This window comes from Cytobacillus sp. FSL W7-1323 (assembly GCF_038595015.1).
GTDB lineage: Bacteria > Bacillota > Bacilli > Bacillales > Cytobacillaceae > Cytobacillus > Cytobacillus kochii.
In genome coordinates this window covers 250123-268054 of the sequence record NZ_CP151998.1, presented here as the reverse complement: position 1 = coordinate 268054, position 17932 = coordinate 250123, and the positions used below count along the sequence as shown (strand labels likewise).

The following is a 17932-nucleotide window of genomic DNA, read 5'->3' as shown; positions in this document are numbered from 1 at the left end:
CATTGAAAAATGCAATTATTCCCCCACTTAAGACCTATCACCAATAGGTACTTTACTCTTATTTACTATTAATAAAGATATTTAGTAAGCTTATTAATATACTCAAATTTGAGTATAAAATTAATTACCGGAAGGAAGTTAAGATGCTGAACAAATCAGATATTTCCAGCGAGGTTCTAGGTGTATTAAGTGGCAAAAGTGAAGAGAATCCATTTTTCGTATTTTCCAAGACACGTGATATAGGGCCAATTATTCCAATATCTAACCCTATTGGCGATACAGATAATCAAACTTGGATAGTTGTCCATATGGAAGAAGCTGTTCAAATTCTTAAAAACGCTAAGCAATTTACAGTAGACCCAACATCCATTGAAGAAAAAGAGAATTTTAGAGATAAAATTAATAGTAAAGAAAAATCGTCAGCTCCCGATACCTTCTTTACTGGTAAATCAATGCTCTTTTTAGATGGATTAGATCATAGGCGATTACGTATGTTGGTATCAAAAGCTTTTACTCCTCGATACATGGAGGGTTTGAGACCTCGAGTACAAGAAATTGCAGATGAGTTACTAGATAATGTTCACTCTAAAGGTGAAATGGATCTCGTAAAAGACTACGCCTATCCATTACCTATTAATGTAATATCTGAGATGTTAGGCGTTCCTTATGAAGATCGTGAAAAACTAAAAGATTGGTCTTCTGCAATTGCTACGGGGCTTGGATGGGGAAAGCAAGATGCTACTGTTGCAAAAAACCTTCAAGAATTCGGAGAATATACGAAACAATTAGTTGAAAGAAAACGAATGAACCCCTCTGATGACTTAATTAGTCAGTTAATTGCTATCGAGGCTGAAGGAGATCGCCTCGATGAATCAGAATTAATTTCCATGATTACTTTATTAATTTTCGCAGGACATGAAACTACCTCAAATTTAATAGCTACAGGTAGTATGATGTTATTTGAAAATCCTAAGCAACTTGAGTTACTCAAAAAGGATCTTCGATTAATACCATCTGCTATAGAGGAACTTTTAAGATATAACGGCCCTTCAACTGCTGTAGGACCACGCTTTGCAAAAGAAGACGTTGAGATATCTGGTAATAAAATCAAAAAGGGCGATATGGTTTTGGTCATGGTAAAAGCCGCGAATAGAGATGAAAAAATTTTTACTGATTCTGAAGATTTAGATATTACAAGAAAAATAAATCAACATCTAGCTTTCGGTCATGGTATGCATATGTGTCTAGGGTCACCACTCGCACGTTTGGAAGGAGAAATTGCTTTTAATTCCCTATTAAGACGTATGCCTAACTTATCTTTAAAAATCCCTAAAGAAAAAGTGGAATGGCAATTTAACCTTTCTTCACAAAGTATCGATTCATTACCCGTCACTTTCTAACCAACAAATCCTATAATTATTATCTAGATAATGTTTTTACGAAAGTCACTGTGATGCTCTTCCACAGTGACTTCCACATTCAATCCCAATCTAGTATACCTAAACTCTAATTATCACTAAGACTTCGTACCATTGTTAGTTACACCTATTATCTTCAATCTCTTCATTGTATTTAATGAAAGTTGAGGTGAAAATGAATAATATAGATAGAATTAAATAAAATTTAATAATTCCCATAGAAATTTTACTAGTGTATTCTCTCATTTCCTACTACTCATTGATAAACAATTCATCCACAGTTGTATTCAATATTGCAGCTAAATTAAACGCCAACTGCAGTGTTGGATCATATTTATTATTTTCAATAGCATTAATCGTTTGCCTCGTTACTTTGCAACGTTTCGCTACATCCTCCTGCGATAGTTTCATTGACTTCCTAAACTCACGTATCGGTTTTTCATCTTAATTACCGTATTTTCTCTTATAAAAAAGTAAAGTAATCAAGTAGATAATGCAAATACTTAGTAGAAAGGAGAATGGTGAGATTCCTTCATAAGTGTTGCTTCCCCAAAAAGCTGAATAAACCTTCTTCCCCATTTCAAAAACTAACACGGCTATAACTACTGCAAAGGAATAAGATTGTGCTTTCATTTTAATTAATTTTTTCCTTTCATCACCGAGTTGAGGTAACGTATTGATTGTCAAAAAAATGAGTATTAAACTTAAAACTAGCAGTGAAAAAAAGATAATAACAATCCCGTTCAAAATGATTCCTCCTTCAAAAAATGTAAAATACTTTATACATTTTTTTACTAAAACAACACAAAAATGCTTAGAGCCATTATCAACTCTAAGCATTTAAATTAATCTCTATTTAACAAAGACACACCCGCGATACCTGGGTTCGTCATTTCGTATGGGTTCAAGATAAGATCCAATTCTTCTTCAGTAAGCACATCGTATTTTAAGCACAGTTCACGAACGGATTTGCCATTGATGATTGCTTCTCTCGCGATGCGTGCTGCGACTTCGTATCCGATATGTGGATTCACTGCTGTAATGATCCCTGCACTGTTTTCTACATATTCTTTCAAACGTGTTTCATTCGCTTCAATGCCTGATAAACAGTAATCTGTAAAAGCACGGAAAGCGTTGTTCATAATACTGATTGATTGTAATAAGTTAAAAACAAGTACCGGCTCCATTACGTTTAATTCTAGCTGTCCTGCCTCGGATGCAAGGCAAATGGTATGGTCATTACCGATGACTTGGAATGCCACTTGGTTAATCATTTCAGGCATAACAGGATTCACTTTACCTGGCATGATAGAAGAACCTGGTTGACGCGCAGGCAATGAAATTTCGCCTAGACCAGCGCGTGGGCCTGATGCCATTAAACGAATGTCATTAGCAATCTTAGACATATTCATCATACAGACTTTTAACGCTGCAGAAACTTCTGTATAAGCATCTGTATTTTGAGTCGCATCGACAAGATGATCGGCGCCAACAAGTGGTAAGCCCGTAATCTCAGCCATATGTTTAACAACACTTTCAATATAAATAGGGTCTGCATTTAGTCCCGTTCCTACAGCCGTTGCCCCCATATTGATTTCATATAAATGCTGACGAGATTGCTGGATCCGTTTAATATCTCTTGTGACTACACGACTGTATGCTTCAAACTCTTGTCCAAGACGAATCGGAACCGCATCTTGCAGATGTGTTCTACCCATTTTAATCACATGATCAAACTGCTTTGCTTTCTCCTTAAATGCCGCAAGCATATGCTCCATCGTTTGTGTCAGTTTTTCCAATGCATTCAATGTAGCAATATGAATCGCTGTTGGGAAAGCATCATTTGTTGATTGTGACATGTTGACATGACTATTCGGACTTAAGTGAAGTGCATAGTCTCCTTTATTCTTCCCTAGTAACTCTAGCGCACGATTGGCAATCACTTCATTGGCATTCATATTAATGGATGTCCCAGCGCCACCTTGAATCGGGTCAACAATAAAGTGATCATGCCATTTACCTTCAATAATTTCATCAGCAGCCTGTACAATAACATTGCCAAGCCCCTCATATAATCTTTTTGTGTCCATATTTGCTAACGCGGCTGCCTTTTTAACCATAGCAATTGCGATGATCAGCTCTTCATGAATGCGATATCCGGTAATTGGAAAGTTTTCAACTGCACGTAAGGTTTGAACACCATAATATGCATCTATTGGCACTTCTTTCGAACCTAAGAAATCGTTTTCAATCCTTACTTTATCATTTGACATTTTTATTTTCGCCTCGCCTATTTTCATCATTTAACTATAGATATATCATCTTGCTTTAAGACGATATACCTCCTAAATAATAGCACAGTCTAATTCTTTTATAAAGGCGGGGAGCCACAAAGATTTTTTCTGCTTACACACTGGTTAAGAAAAAAATAATAAGAGAAAAACTTAATAAAATGAGCAGAATAGTATGAAGGAAAATGCCAATCACACTGCATACTTTTCCAGCAGAAATTAACTTTCTTTCTTTAGGTCCATTAATATTGCACAATAACTTTGATGCATAGATGCTTCCAAAGATACCTATAACAAGTCCAATATACGGTGTGATGATAGAAAGTATTCCTAAAATAAGAGAGAGATGAACTTTTGACAAATGCACGCCTCTTTTCAAAAGTAAGCTTATAGTTCATCATATTACACAATAAGTCTTTATATACGGAAAAATGGATTAAATGATGAGAGAGGTTCATTCTAAGAGGTTTTCGATACAATTTGTGGATTCGAATGAACAAGGTAAAAACTTCACCAACCTAGCCATCATCAATAGACCTAGGTTGGTTATAATCAGGCCTTGTTTAAATCCCTTCTATATTAAACGAACACCGGATGAAAATAGATCACTGGCTCTTCATATGGGTGAATGCGTTTGATGATTGTTTTCACTTCTTCCATCCGGCTATATAGGCAACGAAATTCCATCTTACATTCTGTCCCAAACGAGATGTTCCCAATTTGACCTAAGTAAGGATTAGCGTCTTCTAAAGGTCTATAGTAACCTTTTACCTCTGAGTAGGATATAACCTGATCATAATTCCCCACTGTTAATGTTCCTATTGCATTCAATTCATCTCTTAATCTCACAATATATTCGCCTGGTATTAATACTTCGACTTTTACAAATTCAAATATCATGAAGTTTCACCTACCATTTAAATGACACGCTTTGAAAAAGTGAAATCGTCAATATCACTGTTGTTAAAGTGCCAGCAGTCATCAAAGTAATCAACTTCGAGCGACTATTCTCCGTTTTTAAAACTTCATTCGATACCGCAAGCCAAATAACGATAGATGCGATTGCAATAATTGATAGCATTCCTGTAGACATCTTTCATCCCCCCCAGGATTTTTTTTAGACTCTTCTCTACTATTCTATACGATTTTGTGAGACATTTAGTTTCAAAAAGTAAAAATTAGTTTTAAGTCTGATTCAGGGTTAGGGCATTAGCATGAGTTGCATTAAGGTTTTTGTTAAATCAAGCTGTTATTTTAATTTTTCGCTGGTGGCTTGGTATTATCCGCCTTGCTATGTTCGCATTTTTGATTTAACAACACATCCTTGTAGTTTTCATTACTCTTGTGTTCTTATTCCCCATTTCCCAACACTTCTTGCCCTCCTTCCACCCATTTGAGTGGACATTCTCTTTTGAGCAAACTTACTGGCGAATTATTTAACCCTTTAATCCCCTCCCTCGATATACAACCCTACCTGATTCAGATCTCATCCCCCCACCCAAATAAAAAAACACCCCTAGCACTCTAGGGATGCAACTGATTATATAACGATCTTACTTAACTCCAAAACCCTTGTTTCTTCTCCATCAGCATTCCCCCAAGTTTGCTTTAAGTAGAGTTCGGCAATCGCTTCATATTTACCCTTAAATTTCTGCGCATATTCTAATGCGATGACACTTTCATAAAGATGAGCCATTTTTTCCATTAATGGTTTCGCTTGAAGTTGCTGCACGAGGGGCTCAGCTTTAGCGAATTGTTGCAGCTGTTGTTTCACTTCAGCAAACTTTACTTCAACGAGTGCGGTCTGTTCACCTTTAGCTAGTAAAGCAATTCGATCAAACGTTTGATTGATAAATAGTTCGTCGGCAGAGAATTTATTAACGAGACGGATTAATTCCTGACCGAGTATGTTCGCCGTGCCCTCCCATACCGTTAGCACTTGGGCATCTCGTAAAAGCCTTGGGGTGATAAAATCCTCTATATAACCGTTCCCTCCATGCAACTCTATTGCTTCATGGGCAAAATGAATCGCATTTTCTGCTGATTCTTTTTTCAAAAGGGCAATATAGAGACGGTGTAGAATAACCTCCGAATCGCTTGCCTCACCCGCTACAACCTTGTCGTATAGTTCTACTAAATCAAAAATTGCGGCGACCTCTACCTCAAGCTTTGCCTTAAGTTGAGAAAGTGTTTGTTGAATCATTGGCAAATCAATCAACTTTTGACCGAACGCTTCCCTTGCCATGGCATACTGCTTTGCTTCCTCATACGCTCGCTTCATGATGCCGCTTGATGCGACAGCATTACATATCCGAGAAAGGTTTAATGCTTCCATCATATAGTAAAAACCTTTTGATTCATCGCCGACTACATAGGCAACACTACCATCAAATTCTACTTCTCCAGATGGGACAGCACGCACACCCAATTTATCTTTTAATCTTCTAATGCGAAGATGGTTTAGCTCGCCATTGTCTTGTTTCCACGGAACAGCGAACAATGTTAAGCCCCGCGTTCCTTCTTTGGCGCCTTCCTTTCTTGCTAACACCATTGCTACACCACATTGGCCAGCATTGGAAGCAAAGTATTTCTCACCATACAACCGGTATTGTCCCTCTTCTTTTACTGCTCTCACGACATTTGCACCTACATCTGACCCGCCTTGCCGTTCAGTTAAAAAAGTCGCTCCCTCGTATAATTCCTCATCAGCATTTGTTGCACACACATGCGGTAAGAAGCGTTTCTTTATTTCTTCATTTCCATAATGATCCAATAGATAGGCGGTCGCCATTGATAAAGTAACTGGACAATAAAATCCTGGCTCTGTTTGAGAAAGGAGATACCCTTGCGCATAACTGTAAATATAGTTGCCTTTTCTACCAAGCTCAGGGATTTCCTTATGCACATAGCCCACCATACCCGTACCGTATGATTCTTTTACTGTTTGTTTGTAGCCGCTATTCACCCACACTTCAGAAACTTCTTCACCATAGCGGTCATACTGTTTTAGCACTGGTTGTCCTTCTCGATCAGTGTATTTAGCACGTTCATCAATCGGACCAGCACATTGCGCGCCGTACGCTGTTAATTTTTCAACTGCGTAATCAAAAAACGCAGGAGGAAGCTTTTCTTTTAAAATATGAAGTAACGTCTCGTCTTCTTTGAAAAAATTAGTTGCATAGCCGCTCTTCTTTTCCGGTTCCTTTAATACTTTCATACTTGCTCCACCCCTTCTTTTAACACTCTTTTTAATATTTTCCCTGACGCATTTCTTGGCAACATGTCAACTTGATGGTAGGAACGTGGGATTTTATATTTTGCTAAATGGTCAACAAGGAATCGATTGAGCTCCTCACTATTTACATCTTCTGTTGCTGAGAAGATGGCTGTTACTGTTTCTCCCCATTCACGGTGTGGGAGACCGATAATCGCAACCTCTTGAATAGTGGGATACTTCATCATAACGTCCTCGATTTCTTTCGGATAAATATTTACACCACCTGAGATAATAACATCCTTTTTACGATCGACTATCCAAATATAGCCTTCTTCATCCCGTCTTGCTAAATCCCCAGTCTTTAACCAGTCACCGATAAATGTTTCTTTTGTTAATGCCTTATTTTTGTAGTAACCAACCATGTTGCCTTCTCCACGCAAGACAATTTCTCCAACTTCACCTACCGGGATCACTTGACCGTGTTCATCAACAATTCTTAACTCCGTATGAAGGGGTGCTCGCATACCAATGCTACCCGTCTTTTCCCCATGCTCTTCAGGTAACATGATGGCGCCACTTGGTCCTGCTTCCGTTAAGCCATATACACTTGTTAGTCGATCCGTGTGAAATCTTTCAGCAATAAGATCAATTTGTTTCTTGGCAAGCGGCGCCCCTCCGTAAACCCACCATTTCATCGATGATAGGTCGTAGTTTTTTAATTCTGGGTGTTGTGCGGTCAGTAAATAAGCGACCGGTGCACCAAAAAAGTGTGTTGTGCGGTGTGTTGCAACCGCTTTCAAAAGAAGGTCTGGCGTAAAGGTAGGAGTAATGACAACTGCTGCCCCGACAACGGTTGCTGACATGAGGAATAAATGTAGAGGGGCTGAATGCGTTAAAGGCATCATTAAAAGCATTTTACTATCTGGTTTTACTTCCATTTCAACAGCAATCATTTGCGCCACTGTTAAAATATTGCGATAGCTAAAAAGAACACCCTTAGGATCACCTGTCGTTCCAGATGTATAAAGAATGGTACTGTAGTCATCTTCCGTTAGATTACACTCAACTTCTTTTCCAGGAGAAAGGGCCAATAACTGCTCAAAGCTTTCCCAATTCTGCGCATGCTCTCCCGTTTTAATCTTCAATGGTACTTTTTCAATACTCTCAACTGCTGAAAAAATAATCTCATGTGCGAAAATAGCTTTCGCTTCACAATGATCGACAATGTACTGCACCTCATCTAATGTGAACTTGGCATTTATCGGTATAACAACAGCACCCACTCTTTGCACAGCAAAATAGGTAATGATAAATTCAAATGTATTAGGCATAAACAAACAGACATTGTCTCCTTTATCAATTCCTCTTTCCAATAAACCGTTTGAAAGCGCATTTACTTTATCGTTTAACTCTTGAAAAGTAAGACTTCCTTCAAAACCGATTACTGCCTGTGCTTGAGGATACTTCCTGGCATTTCTTGCGACTAATTGCGAACTATTCATGACGATCCCTCTCTTCTACTAGTTTTTCGAGCCTTTCACTAAAGCTCTTCTTCAAAGACAGCAACTCTTCTTTCATTTCCAACAGTTCTTCAATGGCTTGATCAATTTGCTGGATCCGCTGATTACCATAAGTAATCGTACGTTCTAACTGGGCCATACCCGTTCTGTCATAATCAAATAGCAACACCATTTCTTTAATTTCTTCCAATGAAAAACCATACCGCTTTCCACGAAAAATCAACTTTAACTTGGCACACTCTTTTTTTGTATACAAACGATGATTGCCTTCAGAACGATTCGAGCTAATTAACCCTAGCTCTTCATAATAGCGAATCGTCCTTGTAGAAACATCAAATTTTGCAGCTACTTCACGTATTGTCTTCAGTCATCAGCACCTCCTTTTTCTTAGTATACAATTGACGTTAACGTTAACTTCAAATGTTTTTTGTATATTATCAAAATTCTTATATTTAAACAAAAAAGAATGATATCTGTCTTAGATATCATTCTTCTCTGTTCTTATGCTTTTTTTTATTCCAATCAAAAGGAATGTTGGTCCATTCAAAAAATAGATACCCAAGAAACACCAACAAACTTACCATTATATTCTCAAACCAAGAAATGGGCTGACTACTTATTAATTGCCATATCGTTCCCGTTAAAAAGAAGATCACCGCAAAAGAAAGGCTATTCTTTAGCATGATTTCCCCCCTTATGTAAATAAGTTATTTTCTCCCTATCTTTATCATTATTTTGATCAGCACGATAACTATCTTTAGAAGAAGCTTGATAAACCTTTAAATATTGCTCGTGATTTAATAAATAGTACTTACTATTTTCAACTTGTTCTAGCATTAATTCTGCTAAGGGAATTCCAGCAAAGCTAGGTAACGTATCAATAATTCCAAACTCAACCGACAAACCCTCTTTCATAAATTCATGTTCATGCAAATCGACTAATTGATATCCCAGCGATACCATCACATCAACAATCTTTGGCCACTCAAAAACATTCTGATCCGGAGGTACTGCCCACCCTCTGTCATCACCTGGCACATGAATATCTAAATCTCTTGCTTGCCAATCCACTCCTGTCAAAAGCTCAAGCCCCACCGAACCCATTAACAAAGGAATGATATTCACTTGATTCAGCGCTTCTGTTATTCTTAAAAACTCTTTGAATTTAGGATTGTTCACATGTGGCCCTCCTCGTTACTTTCTTTTAGCCGATATTTTAAGATTGCTAGATGATGTACAATGCATGCTCATATTTTGCCGCGATTTCTTTGCCCGTATTGTTCATACTTTGCTATTACTATTAGCATTGATTTTCTCTAACCTGGCTTTTATCTTGATGACTCTCTCTATTTGCTTTGATTTCTCTTTTTACATGGCTTTTATCTTAATGAACTGTGCTATTTGCTTTAATTTCACCTTTAACCTGGCTTATATATTGATGACTCTCTCTATTTGCTTTGATTCCTCTTTTTAGGTGGCTTTTATCTTGATGAACTGTGCTATTTGCACAAGTTCACCTTTTCCATGACTCATTTCTTGATGGGACTCTCGATTAGTTCCGAGTTTGCCTCATAGCATCTTACTTAAAATAATAAGAGTGAAGGATGAGAGACATGATATACTCTGATCGATCATCGGTTACATTTATCGATTGTACATTACTTATCAAATGATTACGCCGCAGTAAGCCTTCTTTCTTGTTATCTCTCATTAGCGAGATCGATGAAGTAACCGTCAATGCATTTGTGGCCCAGGTTTCCTCTTCTATTTCAAAAAAAATCACTTCCTTCAGCTTGGACATATTTTTCACATTCATTACTGTGTTAGCTTTGCCAATTACGATACCATTTTTGTAAATCAGCCATTGCTCCTGTTGAGAAATCCCCCGACTTCTTTTCCAACGTACATCAAAGGAATCCTCTTCTATATATATGCGCAAAGATAAATACCAGCGTAAATCAAAGATATCACTCACAACATATTGCCATCTCTGCGTGAAATATTGCTGAATGAAACCGCGTTTTTCCTCACCCTTAAAAAGCGGCTTTTTATTCATCAATGTTCGTTGCAGATGATAAAACGACCACCCGTCTTTATCAGGAGGTTGATAGTTATCTTCTTTTCCAGCCATACGTTTACTTACTAAATAAATAATAAGCGCGGTTGTTGGGAATAAAATATCGCAGCCCAATGCCACAGGTTAAATGCATTAAACAGCATAAAGCGTACAAACAAAATGAACGATAGCAAAACAAATAGTAAATTTAACTTAACCAAACAAACACCCCTTCGTTTACATACGAAAAAAATGGTAAATAGTTTCAATTCTAAATAAAAAAGCCTACTTCTAAAGTAGACTTCATCGTTCAAAACCATAACTCTCTTCCACCTTGCAAATACGCACCTGATAGTTCTCATACCAGTCCGATTTTCCTTTTTCCTGTGCGACTTTATGAGCCGTATGGTCTTTCCACCTTTTAATATCCTCAAATGTTGCCCAATATGAAACTGTAATTCCTAATTGTGAGTCTCTGGCACTTTCGATCCCGAGGAAACCTTCTTCCTTTTGCGCTAACTCCTCCATGGCCAATGCCATTTTTTCATACCCGTTATCGCCAATTGTCCTTTTGGAAGTAAAGATCACAGCATAATATGTTGATGGTAGCTCCTGCATGATTGACCTCCAATAAATGAGATATTATTTACAAATATAATGTAAAAATAGTACAGGCACAGCTAGTTTATATTTCGTTTCAACAGACACCGAGTTGCCATCAGCAAGAAAATTCTTGATGTCTTCTTCGCTCACTCTTGTATAAATAGAATCTTTTCGCTTGAAGAACTATCTCTACATAAACAGATGTCAACCGAAGAACTAGAGAACAGAGTAGATGCCATTTTTCAAACGTGGGTTTGGAGTCATATCAGCTTTTCTCGAACGATTAATCATTAACAAAATCAAACCCTTAATTCACCACGGAAACCTCTAGCCCCGTAGTATGAATCGGCGCCGTTATGGTAGACAAATACATGATCATAGCGGCGGTCACAAAATAATGCACCTCCGAGGTTTCTAATATTCTCTGGGGTCTGTATCCAGCTAGATGTTTTAAGGTCAAAATTTCCTAGCTGCTGCAATGATTCATACTGTTCTTCAGTAAGAATTGTAATGCCCATCTCATTTGCTAAATCCATCGCGCTCGTTTCTGGCTTATGTTTTTTTCTTGCCTCAAGTGCCTCTCTGTCATAACAAACACTGCGGCGCCCCTTTGGACTTTCTTTTGAACAATCGAAAAAGAGGTACTCGCCTGTGGATTCATCATAGCCCACCACATCAGGTTCACCTTCTGTTCTCTCCATTTCATGAAGGGACCACAGCTTGTCCGGCTGTGCAACTAGTTTTTCTTGCACGTTCTCCCATTCAATACCTTCATGTCTTTCCAAATTCTTCTCAAAACGCAATTTTAAAATGGATAATAACTCTTCTTGGTTTTCTGCTGATAACTTTTTAGTCATTCTTTTTAACCTTCCTTTATCTCATACTTTTTCGTACGAATTGTAGTAGTTTTTCTTTTCCATGTAAGCATTGCTCCATCGTTACAATACAAAAATATGGTTGACTCATCAAGTCCCCTAGGAAGCAATCATCATATATAACCTGCACAAACAAGGTTTTCCTTGGGGAAGACTCAGGTAAATCACGATAGATATTACTTATCTCTTCATCTACTGTCCTTGTGACGGCCAGTTCCCCCGTTAGACTCTGCCACCATACTTTAAAAGATTGATAAACTTCATTAAAGCTTGTATGGTCCATAAACAAGCCTTCAAAAAAGAAGTTTTTATGATTATAAAATAATTTTTCTCCATTAAATCGATTCTCCGCCACAAGCTGAACCGTTTCTGCCCACTTCTCTTTATAGCTATCTTCAAAGTTTTGACTAAAAACATACTCTCTAATCATATATGGAAATCTGTGCTCACTCTTTTTCGTCTGATTACCATATATGTTTTGAATATAGATAAAAAAATTCAACGCAGGACAGGCTTCAGTCATGATATAGAATTCCTTATTCATCTAGCCACCACCTGACCTCCAATTGTGTATACGGTTTTACTTTTACAAAATGCTTCTCAATAAAAGAAAGCACGCAGTCATTGCCAGGCACAGTTATTTGCTGAAGTGCCTCCTTGAATGTGAACCAGGCATAATCGCTATGCTCTTCGTTCAATTTCACCTGCTCTTCTTCGCCAACAAAGCCCACAAAAACCGGCGCCATATAGATAAAATCACTTTTTGGATGATAGTACTGCTCAAATGTATTGCTGACATATAAACGAATATCCGTTAGGCCCGTTTCTTCTCTCACTTCTCTTAATGCTGCTTCCCACGCCTTCTCATCCTCTTCAATAGCACCACCGACATAGCACCATTCGCCATGAAAAGGCTCTGTATTCCTTTTCATAAGCAGGACCAACGTATCATTCTCATACTTTTTTAATAAAACTACGGCTATGCCATTACAGTAAATGGGGAGATTCGCCATAGAAAAACACCTCACTCATTTATTCGATTAGATAAAGCCATTTCCTTTAAAGGGTTTGCTTTTACTAGTGTCGAAATTGAAATATACAATTGTAAACCTTTATTTACTTCCAAAGGAGACTGGACACTAAGATGATACCTTTGATATATGACCAAATGTACAAAATGGGACCGGGAGATAAATTTTTATTATCTATCATTAACAATTTACAGACTCATCATTTAGCAGATTTAGGATGTGGTACAGGGAGATTAACGAGTTACTTAGATACGAAGGGATATGAAATTACAGCAATTGATCCCGATAATGAGGCGATCGACGTCGCTAAAGGTAAAGGGTTAACAAATGTCCAATGGCTCGTAGGCGATAGTCGACTCTTGCAGGCAAACACATACGATGCTGTCATCATGACAGCAAATGTTGCCCAAGTATTTTTAACGGATGAAAGCTGGTCAGAAACGCTTTCTGATATCCATCAGGCTTTACAACCTAATGGCTCCCTTATTTTTGATTGCCGCAACCTTCATGCAAAAGAATGGGAGAACTGGATGGAGGATGAGACACCTGACTATACAAATCATCCCTATACTGGAGAGAAACTTACCATTATTTCTTCCTATGAAGGAATGGAAGATGATGTTTTCACCTTCTATGAGACCGTTCAGTATTGTGACAACGGTGAACTCTTCACTAGGAGAAAGCATCAAATAAGGTTTCGCACGCTCAAAGATATTGAAGGCTCTTTAACAAGAGCCGGGTTTACAATCAAATCATGTTACGGAGATTATCAAGATAAACAAGCGAATGATGATTCCGTTAGTTTTGTTTTTCACTGTAAGAAATAAAGTGAGTAAAGTCAGTGGTGTGGTCACTGGCTTTTTTTAGCATGCTTGCTCTATTTCGCTACTGCCTCAAATGTAATCGATTGATGAGCATTAGTAGGATATAGCCCTTGTTCATAATCGGCTGAAATAATGATGCTGTGGAAACCTGTTGTCTCAAGAATGTTCCTAAACTCTTCGACTCCGTACCAACGTAGGGGAAAATGTTCCAATTCTGTTTGTATCAGCTGCCCATCTCTCCACTTTTCATAACGATGGTGAGAAACCGTGTACTGTTTTATATAATCGACTTCAATCACCTTTTTCTCCAGCGTAATTATATCGCCATTTTCTGTTCTCCATGTCTTAGTCGATGCTTGATTTAGAGTAACGTCCGGTTGTAAAAAAATATCTACGATCAACTTTCCACCTGGCGAGAGATGGTGGTGGAAATTCTTTAATGCCTTTATAGAGTCCTCTCGCTCATGCAGCAACAGAAAAGTACCTGTTGGAATAATTATCGCTTCATATTTTGCTGGTAAACTAAACGACTCCATTTTCCCGCTAAATACATTGGTCTCAAGCCCTCTTTCTGCACAATGACGCCGACATATACGGAGCATCTCATCTGATACATCAAACCCTTCAACTGTAAAACCAGCTTCCAAAAGGGGAATAAGCGTCCTCCCCGTACCCACTCCAGGTTCAAGAATCCTGCCTTTACAAGTAGCTAATCTATCTCGGTAAAAGGCAATGTCTCCAAATGTTGAACCTATGTATTTATCTAAATCATATACTTCAGAAGAAAGTTTACTATAATAACTTAACAATGACTCTCACATCCTTCCTAAAGGAGCATGTCTAACTTATTTTTACTAGATGAATAATAATGAATGTCTTTACCTTTACTCTTTGCATATTGTATTTCCTTTCGCGTACTCTCTCCAATGTATTCATCCTCATCAATTACATAAATGGCGTCACTCAAATACATCTTTCTTAAATGTAACTCTTGTAGCATATGTAACTTCTCATTCGATAAATAAATGTCAATCTCACTTAGCCATTTTAACAAATTATAATACATTACTTAATATTTAGAAAATTAAACAACGAGTACTGATGTCGTTTAAATATTATAAGGAGGCTGAACCCCCCGCGTTAGGTTCAGCCTTCTTAGTCTTTATTTCCCTATAAACATCTTCACCCAATTATAATCATTACTTTCCATAACCTTATGCCGATTTCTGTAAAATTACCGTTTAATATATTTGCTCTATGACCTTCAGAGTTCATCCAGCCTTGGACAACCGCTTTAGGTGATGTATAGCCTTTAGCAATATTTTCACCAGCAGTAAGATAGGTAACCCCATTTGCCGTTAACATTTCAATTATACGATTGTAAATAAATTATAAATAGTGTAAAATTACACTAAAAAACAAGAAGGTGTCTTGATTGAAAAACAAGCTGTTAGTTTTCTTATTAACTATTAGTCTACTGCTGAACATATATTACTTCTGCAAATGGTTCTTATTAGAACAATGGTCTGCCGCAACAAGAGAAGAAGCTATTATTTTAAGTGAAATGATACTAAAAACGGTTGAAAGTGAGGATTACTTAGCTTTAAGAGAAAGAGAAAAAATCATTGCCATCGAATCAGATATTAACAAGTTTAAAGGTGGCGTCTTCCCGTATTATATGGAAGTCAGCGTTAGAACTGAGCAACAAACGTACCTATTTTACTGCAGCGATAAGCAATGTTCAAGTATGGAAAAAGGAGGTTTAAGTTATTCCATCTATGAAGAGGAAAAACCGCGCCTTCCATTTCAAAATACGGACTAATAAAAATTACTACAATCCAAAATAACCTAATTTTATAAAGATCGAAAGGAGAGGGATGATAAAAAACCTATTTACAGGCGTGTATTTGAACCAAAGCACGACAACCAAGGCTCAAGTCGTATTATTTATTTTGAAAAGCGTGATATAGCTTTAACATCTCCAACAGAATTTCTTTATTATAACCCGTTTTTTCATGAATTTTCATTACCCACTCATCGATACCAACTAATGGACTTTCTTTCATTAGTCCATGATTCGTGCTCAAAAAGCTGATCCAATTCGTAAATTCCCAGTGCGCTACTTCTGTTTGATAAGGAACTCTACATTCGAGTAAGGGAGTGGGCTTAAGGAGATTTTGTGAATGTTCAGCTGCTTGGAGAAAAACATCACAATCAATCGGGCGTGTATCATATATTTGTCTTGACTCTTTCCCATTAGGTCTATGATAGCGCACCTCGACCATAAATTCATTCGGTATCAATTGTATTTTAGCACCTGGGAAAAAACCGCCTAGTTTCTCACTTGTAAAATTTTCTCGTTTCTTATCTATTAACACCGGATTTAACCATTGATCTCCCAAATCACATAAGTAGCGGCCACCATTATCGTCCAGTGCAATTACTGCTACATGGGCATTTACTGTCCCTAGATTATGACCGATTGGAAATGCTTGAATCTTTGCTTGTCGAAAAGCATCCAACAACCAAATGGCTAAATCAAAACAATTACCCGCCAGGCCATATTGATCTCTATGTTCCTTCATTAAGGATAGTTCTCTTTGCTTTCTCTCACTTCCCTTTTGGTAATGCCATATTTTCGTTAGATTTTCCATTGGGAACGTGTTAAATTGATCCCAAACACACTGAATACTTTCGCTTGCTCTCATTATCATTCACATCCATCTTCTTTCTTTTCTAACCCTTTCTATTCCACCTTTCATAATCCTCCTTTTTCAAGCAAGCTATGAAAATATCATTTGTACATAATGTCATTATATGGTACCTTTTATTTGCAAGATAATTGGTTCAAAAACATACAAACAAGGAGTTAACCATGAGAAGGCTTCTACTACTTACACTTACACCATTACTACTTATTACGCTAACAGCATGTATGAATAAGGACGAGGAAGAAACCACAGATCAACCCGAAGATATCGTCATTCCAACGCAAATTGAGAATAATATATTTAAAGTCAAGCAACCGTTTGAGCCAGCTATGGCACGAGGTGCAATTACAGCAAATGTTTCTAATAACTACGATATCACTGAGATTGAACTAGGGTTGATGGATATCACTTCTGAATATTTTTCACCAGAAGACCACCTTTATCAATCAGGTCAATACATAGATAGTGACTTGCTCAATGAATTACTTGCTAGAGAGTCTAATGATACGCCTAATGGGCTGAACCCTAAAATGAAAGAAACAAAAGATCGACTGGAAGATGAGGAAAAAACCCCTAAAATCATCTCTCATATTCACGAACAAAATTACTTAAATGACAAAGGTAAAGTTGTTGGGATTTCATTAGCTATTTCTATCAATGATTACTACCATATTCGAGTAATGGATGATGCCGGATTAGTTCACACAGGTGAAGTAAGAGTGAATGAGGTTTATAAAGACAAGAGTTACAACGAAAAATATGCGAAAAACATCGCAAAAAATGTTATTTCTGCCGTCAGAGGGATTGAAAATGTCCCTAATGTACCCATTATCTTATCTATCTATGAAGAGGCAGGCCAAAATGAAATTACACCTGGCCAATTTCTTGCTCATACTTATATTGATAAAGGCAAACAAGGTATCGGCAGCTGGGAAGAGGTTGAAAAAGACCAATATGTCTATCCTTCAGATGAATTAAATGAAGTGGATAAAAGTCTCCATGATAGTCTCAATTATCTATCAGATGACCTTCTTACCTACTTTACAAATTTAGATTTGAGATTAAACGGCGATATTAATTATGAGCATGATAATTTAACGAATATAGAATTAAAAATCTATGCACCAGGTATTTCAAAGGCCGAGTTAACGAGCATTCTTAACTTTTGCGGTACGAAAATTAATTCTATAGCAGGCGACCATGTGCCCGTCTCCATTCGCATCATCAATGTAGATGAAGAACTTGGGCTCATGATTTGGGATACAGAGAACAAAGAGATCTTAACGGAAATATTATAAAAGTAGGGCTTCTTCTTTTTTAAAAAAGGAGGAGCCTTTTCTACTGCTTTTAACTGTTTGTCCAATCATTTCCTCTCCTTTATCAATA

The 17932-nt window shown here is 37.4% G+C and carries 24 protein-coding genes; 4 read left to right on the top strand and 20 right to left on the bottom strand.

The genetic code is table 11. The annotated features are described in order from the left end of the window. The first annotated feature begins 143 nt into the window (after positions 1-143). Positions 144-1400 carry a cytochrome P450 gene (locus tag MKX67_RS01435; protein ID WP_322910255.1) on the top strand — a complete coding sequence of 419 codons (1257 nt, stop codon included), beginning with the start codon at positions 144-146 and terminating at the stop codon, positions 1398-1400. Between the two features lie 270 nt (positions 1401-1670). Here MKX67_RS01435 and MKX67_RS01430 read toward each other — a convergent pair whose 3' ends face one another. From MKX67_RS01430 to MKX67_RS01355, 16 genes are all read right to left on the bottom strand, one after another. Further along, positions 1671-1829, bottom strand: coding sequence for a helix-turn-helix transcriptional regulator (locus MKX67_RS01430; RefSeq protein WP_322910254.1), 159 nt, complete (start codon positions 1827-1829; stop codon positions 1671-1673). A gap of 33 nt (positions 1830-1862) precedes the next feature. Next, on the bottom strand, positions 1863-2165 hold the full coding sequence (locus MKX67_RS01425) for a hypothetical protein (RefSeq protein WP_322910253.1): 303 nt from the start codon (positions 2163-2165) through the stop codon (positions 1863-1865). A gap of 98 nt (positions 2166-2263) precedes the next feature. Continuing rightward, positions 2264-3691, bottom strand: a complete 1428-nt coding sequence (gene aspA / locus MKX67_RS01420; RefSeq protein ID WP_095371007.1) for an aspartate ammonia-lyase — start codon at positions 3689-3691, stop codon at positions 2264-2266. Between the two features lie 133 nt (positions 3692-3824). Next, entirely contained in the window at positions 3825-4070 is a 246-nt protein-coding gene (locus MKX67_RS01415) for a hypothetical protein (RefSeq protein WP_095371008.1), read from the bottom strand. 218 nt (positions 4071-4288) lie between these two features. Beyond that, complete coding sequence (locus MKX67_RS01410; protein WP_095371009.1) at positions 4289-4609, bottom strand: cytochrome C biogenesis protein; 321 nt, start codon at positions 4607-4609, stop codon at positions 4289-4291. A gap of 10 nt (positions 4610-4619) precedes the next feature. Further along, a complete protein-coding gene (locus MKX67_RS01405; RefSeq protein ID WP_095371010.1) occupies positions 4620-4802 on the bottom strand; it encodes a hypothetical protein in 183 nt (60 codons plus the stop codon). Positions 4803-5249: 447 nt separating this feature from the next. Then, positions 5250-6926: an acyl-CoA dehydrogenase family protein gene (locus MKX67_RS01400; RefSeq protein ID WP_322910252.1), complete on the bottom strand. Its 1677-nt coding sequence runs from the start codon at positions 6924-6926 to the stop codon at positions 5250-5252. Further along, positions 6923-8428: a long-chain-fatty-acid--CoA ligase gene (locus tag MKX67_RS01395; protein WP_322910251.1), complete on the bottom strand. Its 1506-nt coding sequence runs from the start codon at positions 8426-8428 to the stop codon at positions 6923-6925. Before MKX67_RS01395 ends, MKX67_RS01400 begins: the two co-directional genes overlap by 4 nt. Further along, positions 8421-8762 (bottom strand): MerR family DNA-binding protein, encoded by a 342-nt coding sequence (locus MKX67_RS01390; RefSeq protein WP_342489248.1) that lies wholly within the window; start codon positions 8760-8762, stop codon positions 8421-8423. Before MKX67_RS01390 ends, MKX67_RS01395 begins: the two co-directional genes overlap by 8 nt. A gap of 169 nt (positions 8763-8931) precedes the next feature. Beyond that, complete coding sequence (locus tag MKX67_RS01385) at positions 8932-9129, bottom strand: hypothetical protein (protein ID WP_322910250.1); 198 nt, start codon at positions 9127-9129, stop codon at positions 8932-8934. Continuing rightward, positions 9116-9625, bottom strand: coding sequence for a phosphoribosylanthranilate isomerase (locus MKX67_RS01380; RefSeq protein ID WP_322910249.1), 510 nt, complete (start codon positions 9623-9625; stop codon positions 9116-9118). Before MKX67_RS01380 ends, MKX67_RS01385 begins: the two co-directional genes overlap by 14 nt. Before the next feature lie 400 nt (positions 9626-10025). Beyond that, positions 10026-10577 (bottom strand): hypothetical protein, encoded by a 552-nt coding sequence (locus MKX67_RS01375; RefSeq protein ID WP_342488794.1) that lies wholly within the window; start codon positions 10575-10577, stop codon positions 10026-10028. A 228-nt stretch (positions 10578-10805) separates the two neighbouring features. Continuing rightward, positions 10806-11120 carry an antibiotic biosynthesis monooxygenase gene (locus MKX67_RS01370; RefSeq protein ID WP_322910247.1) on the bottom strand — a complete coding sequence of 105 codons (315 nt, stop codon included), beginning with the start codon at positions 11118-11120 and terminating at the stop codon, positions 10806-10808. Positions 11121-11404: 284 nt separating this feature from the next. Further along, positions 11405-11962: a DUF4256 domain-containing protein gene (locus tag MKX67_RS01365; protein WP_289432618.1), complete on the bottom strand. Its 558-nt coding sequence runs from the start codon at positions 11960-11962 to the stop codon at positions 11405-11407. A gap of 16 nt (positions 11963-11978) precedes the next feature. Further along, positions 11979-12524 carry a hypothetical protein gene (locus MKX67_RS01360; protein WP_307315750.1) on the bottom strand — a complete coding sequence of 182 codons (546 nt, stop codon included), beginning with the start codon at positions 12522-12524 and terminating at the stop codon, positions 11979-11981. After that, positions 12517-12993 carry an NUDIX domain-containing protein gene (locus tag MKX67_RS01355; protein WP_322910246.1) on the bottom strand — a complete coding sequence of 159 codons (477 nt, stop codon included), beginning with the start codon at positions 12991-12993 and terminating at the stop codon, positions 12517-12519. Before MKX67_RS01355 ends, MKX67_RS01360 begins: the two co-directional genes overlap by 8 nt. A 131-nt stretch (positions 12994-13124) precedes the next feature. Here MKX67_RS01355 and MKX67_RS01350 point away from each other — a divergent pair, with 131 nt between their 5' ends. Next, positions 13125-13838 carry a class I SAM-dependent methyltransferase gene (locus tag MKX67_RS01350; protein WP_322910245.1) on the top strand — a complete coding sequence of 238 codons (714 nt, stop codon included), beginning with the start codon at positions 13125-13127 and terminating at the stop codon, positions 13836-13838. Positions 13839-13888: 50 nt separating this feature from the next. On the opposite strand, the gene MKX67_RS01345 is transcribed toward MKX67_RS01350, so the two are convergent. The 3 genes from MKX67_RS01345 to MKX67_RS01335 all read right to left on the bottom strand — a co-directional run bounded on the left by MKX67_RS01345 (position 13889) and on the right by MKX67_RS01335 (position 15200). Then, positions 13889-14644 carry a class I SAM-dependent methyltransferase gene (locus tag MKX67_RS01345; protein WP_095371024.1) on the bottom strand — a complete coding sequence of 252 codons (756 nt, stop codon included), beginning with the start codon at positions 14642-14644 and terminating at the stop codon, positions 13889-13891. A 17-nt stretch (positions 14645-14661) separates the two neighbouring features. Further along, positions 14662-14835 carry a hypothetical protein gene (locus MKX67_RS01340; RefSeq protein ID WP_322910244.1) on the bottom strand — a complete coding sequence of 58 codons (174 nt, stop codon included), beginning with the start codon at positions 14833-14835 and terminating at the stop codon, positions 14662-14664. 182 nt (positions 14836-15017) lie between these two features. Continuing rightward, a complete protein-coding gene (locus tag MKX67_RS01335) occupies positions 15018-15200 on the bottom strand; it encodes a CAP domain-containing protein (protein WP_322910243.1) in 183 nt (60 codons plus the stop codon). A 70-nt stretch (positions 15201-15270) separates the two neighbouring features. Here MKX67_RS01335 and MKX67_RS01330 point away from each other — a divergent pair, with 70 nt between their 5' ends. After that, positions 15271-15657 (top strand): hypothetical protein, encoded by a 387-nt coding sequence (locus tag MKX67_RS01330; RefSeq protein WP_180317027.1) that lies wholly within the window; start codon positions 15271-15273, stop codon positions 15655-15657. A gap of 121 nt (positions 15658-15778) precedes the next feature. On the opposite strand, the gene MKX67_RS01325 is transcribed toward MKX67_RS01330, so the two are convergent. Then, a complete protein-coding gene (locus tag MKX67_RS01325; protein ID WP_180317028.1) occupies positions 15779-16543 on the bottom strand; it encodes a hypothetical protein in 765 nt (254 codons plus the stop codon). A gap of 167 nt (positions 16544-16710) precedes the next feature. Here MKX67_RS01325 and MKX67_RS01320 point away from each other — a divergent pair, with 167 nt between their 5' ends. Then, positions 16711-17844 carry a CamS family sex pheromone protein gene (locus MKX67_RS01320; RefSeq protein WP_322910242.1) on the top strand — a complete coding sequence of 378 codons (1134 nt, stop codon included), beginning with the start codon at positions 16711-16713 and terminating at the stop codon, positions 17842-17844. Positions 17845-17932: the final 88 nt, after the last annotated feature.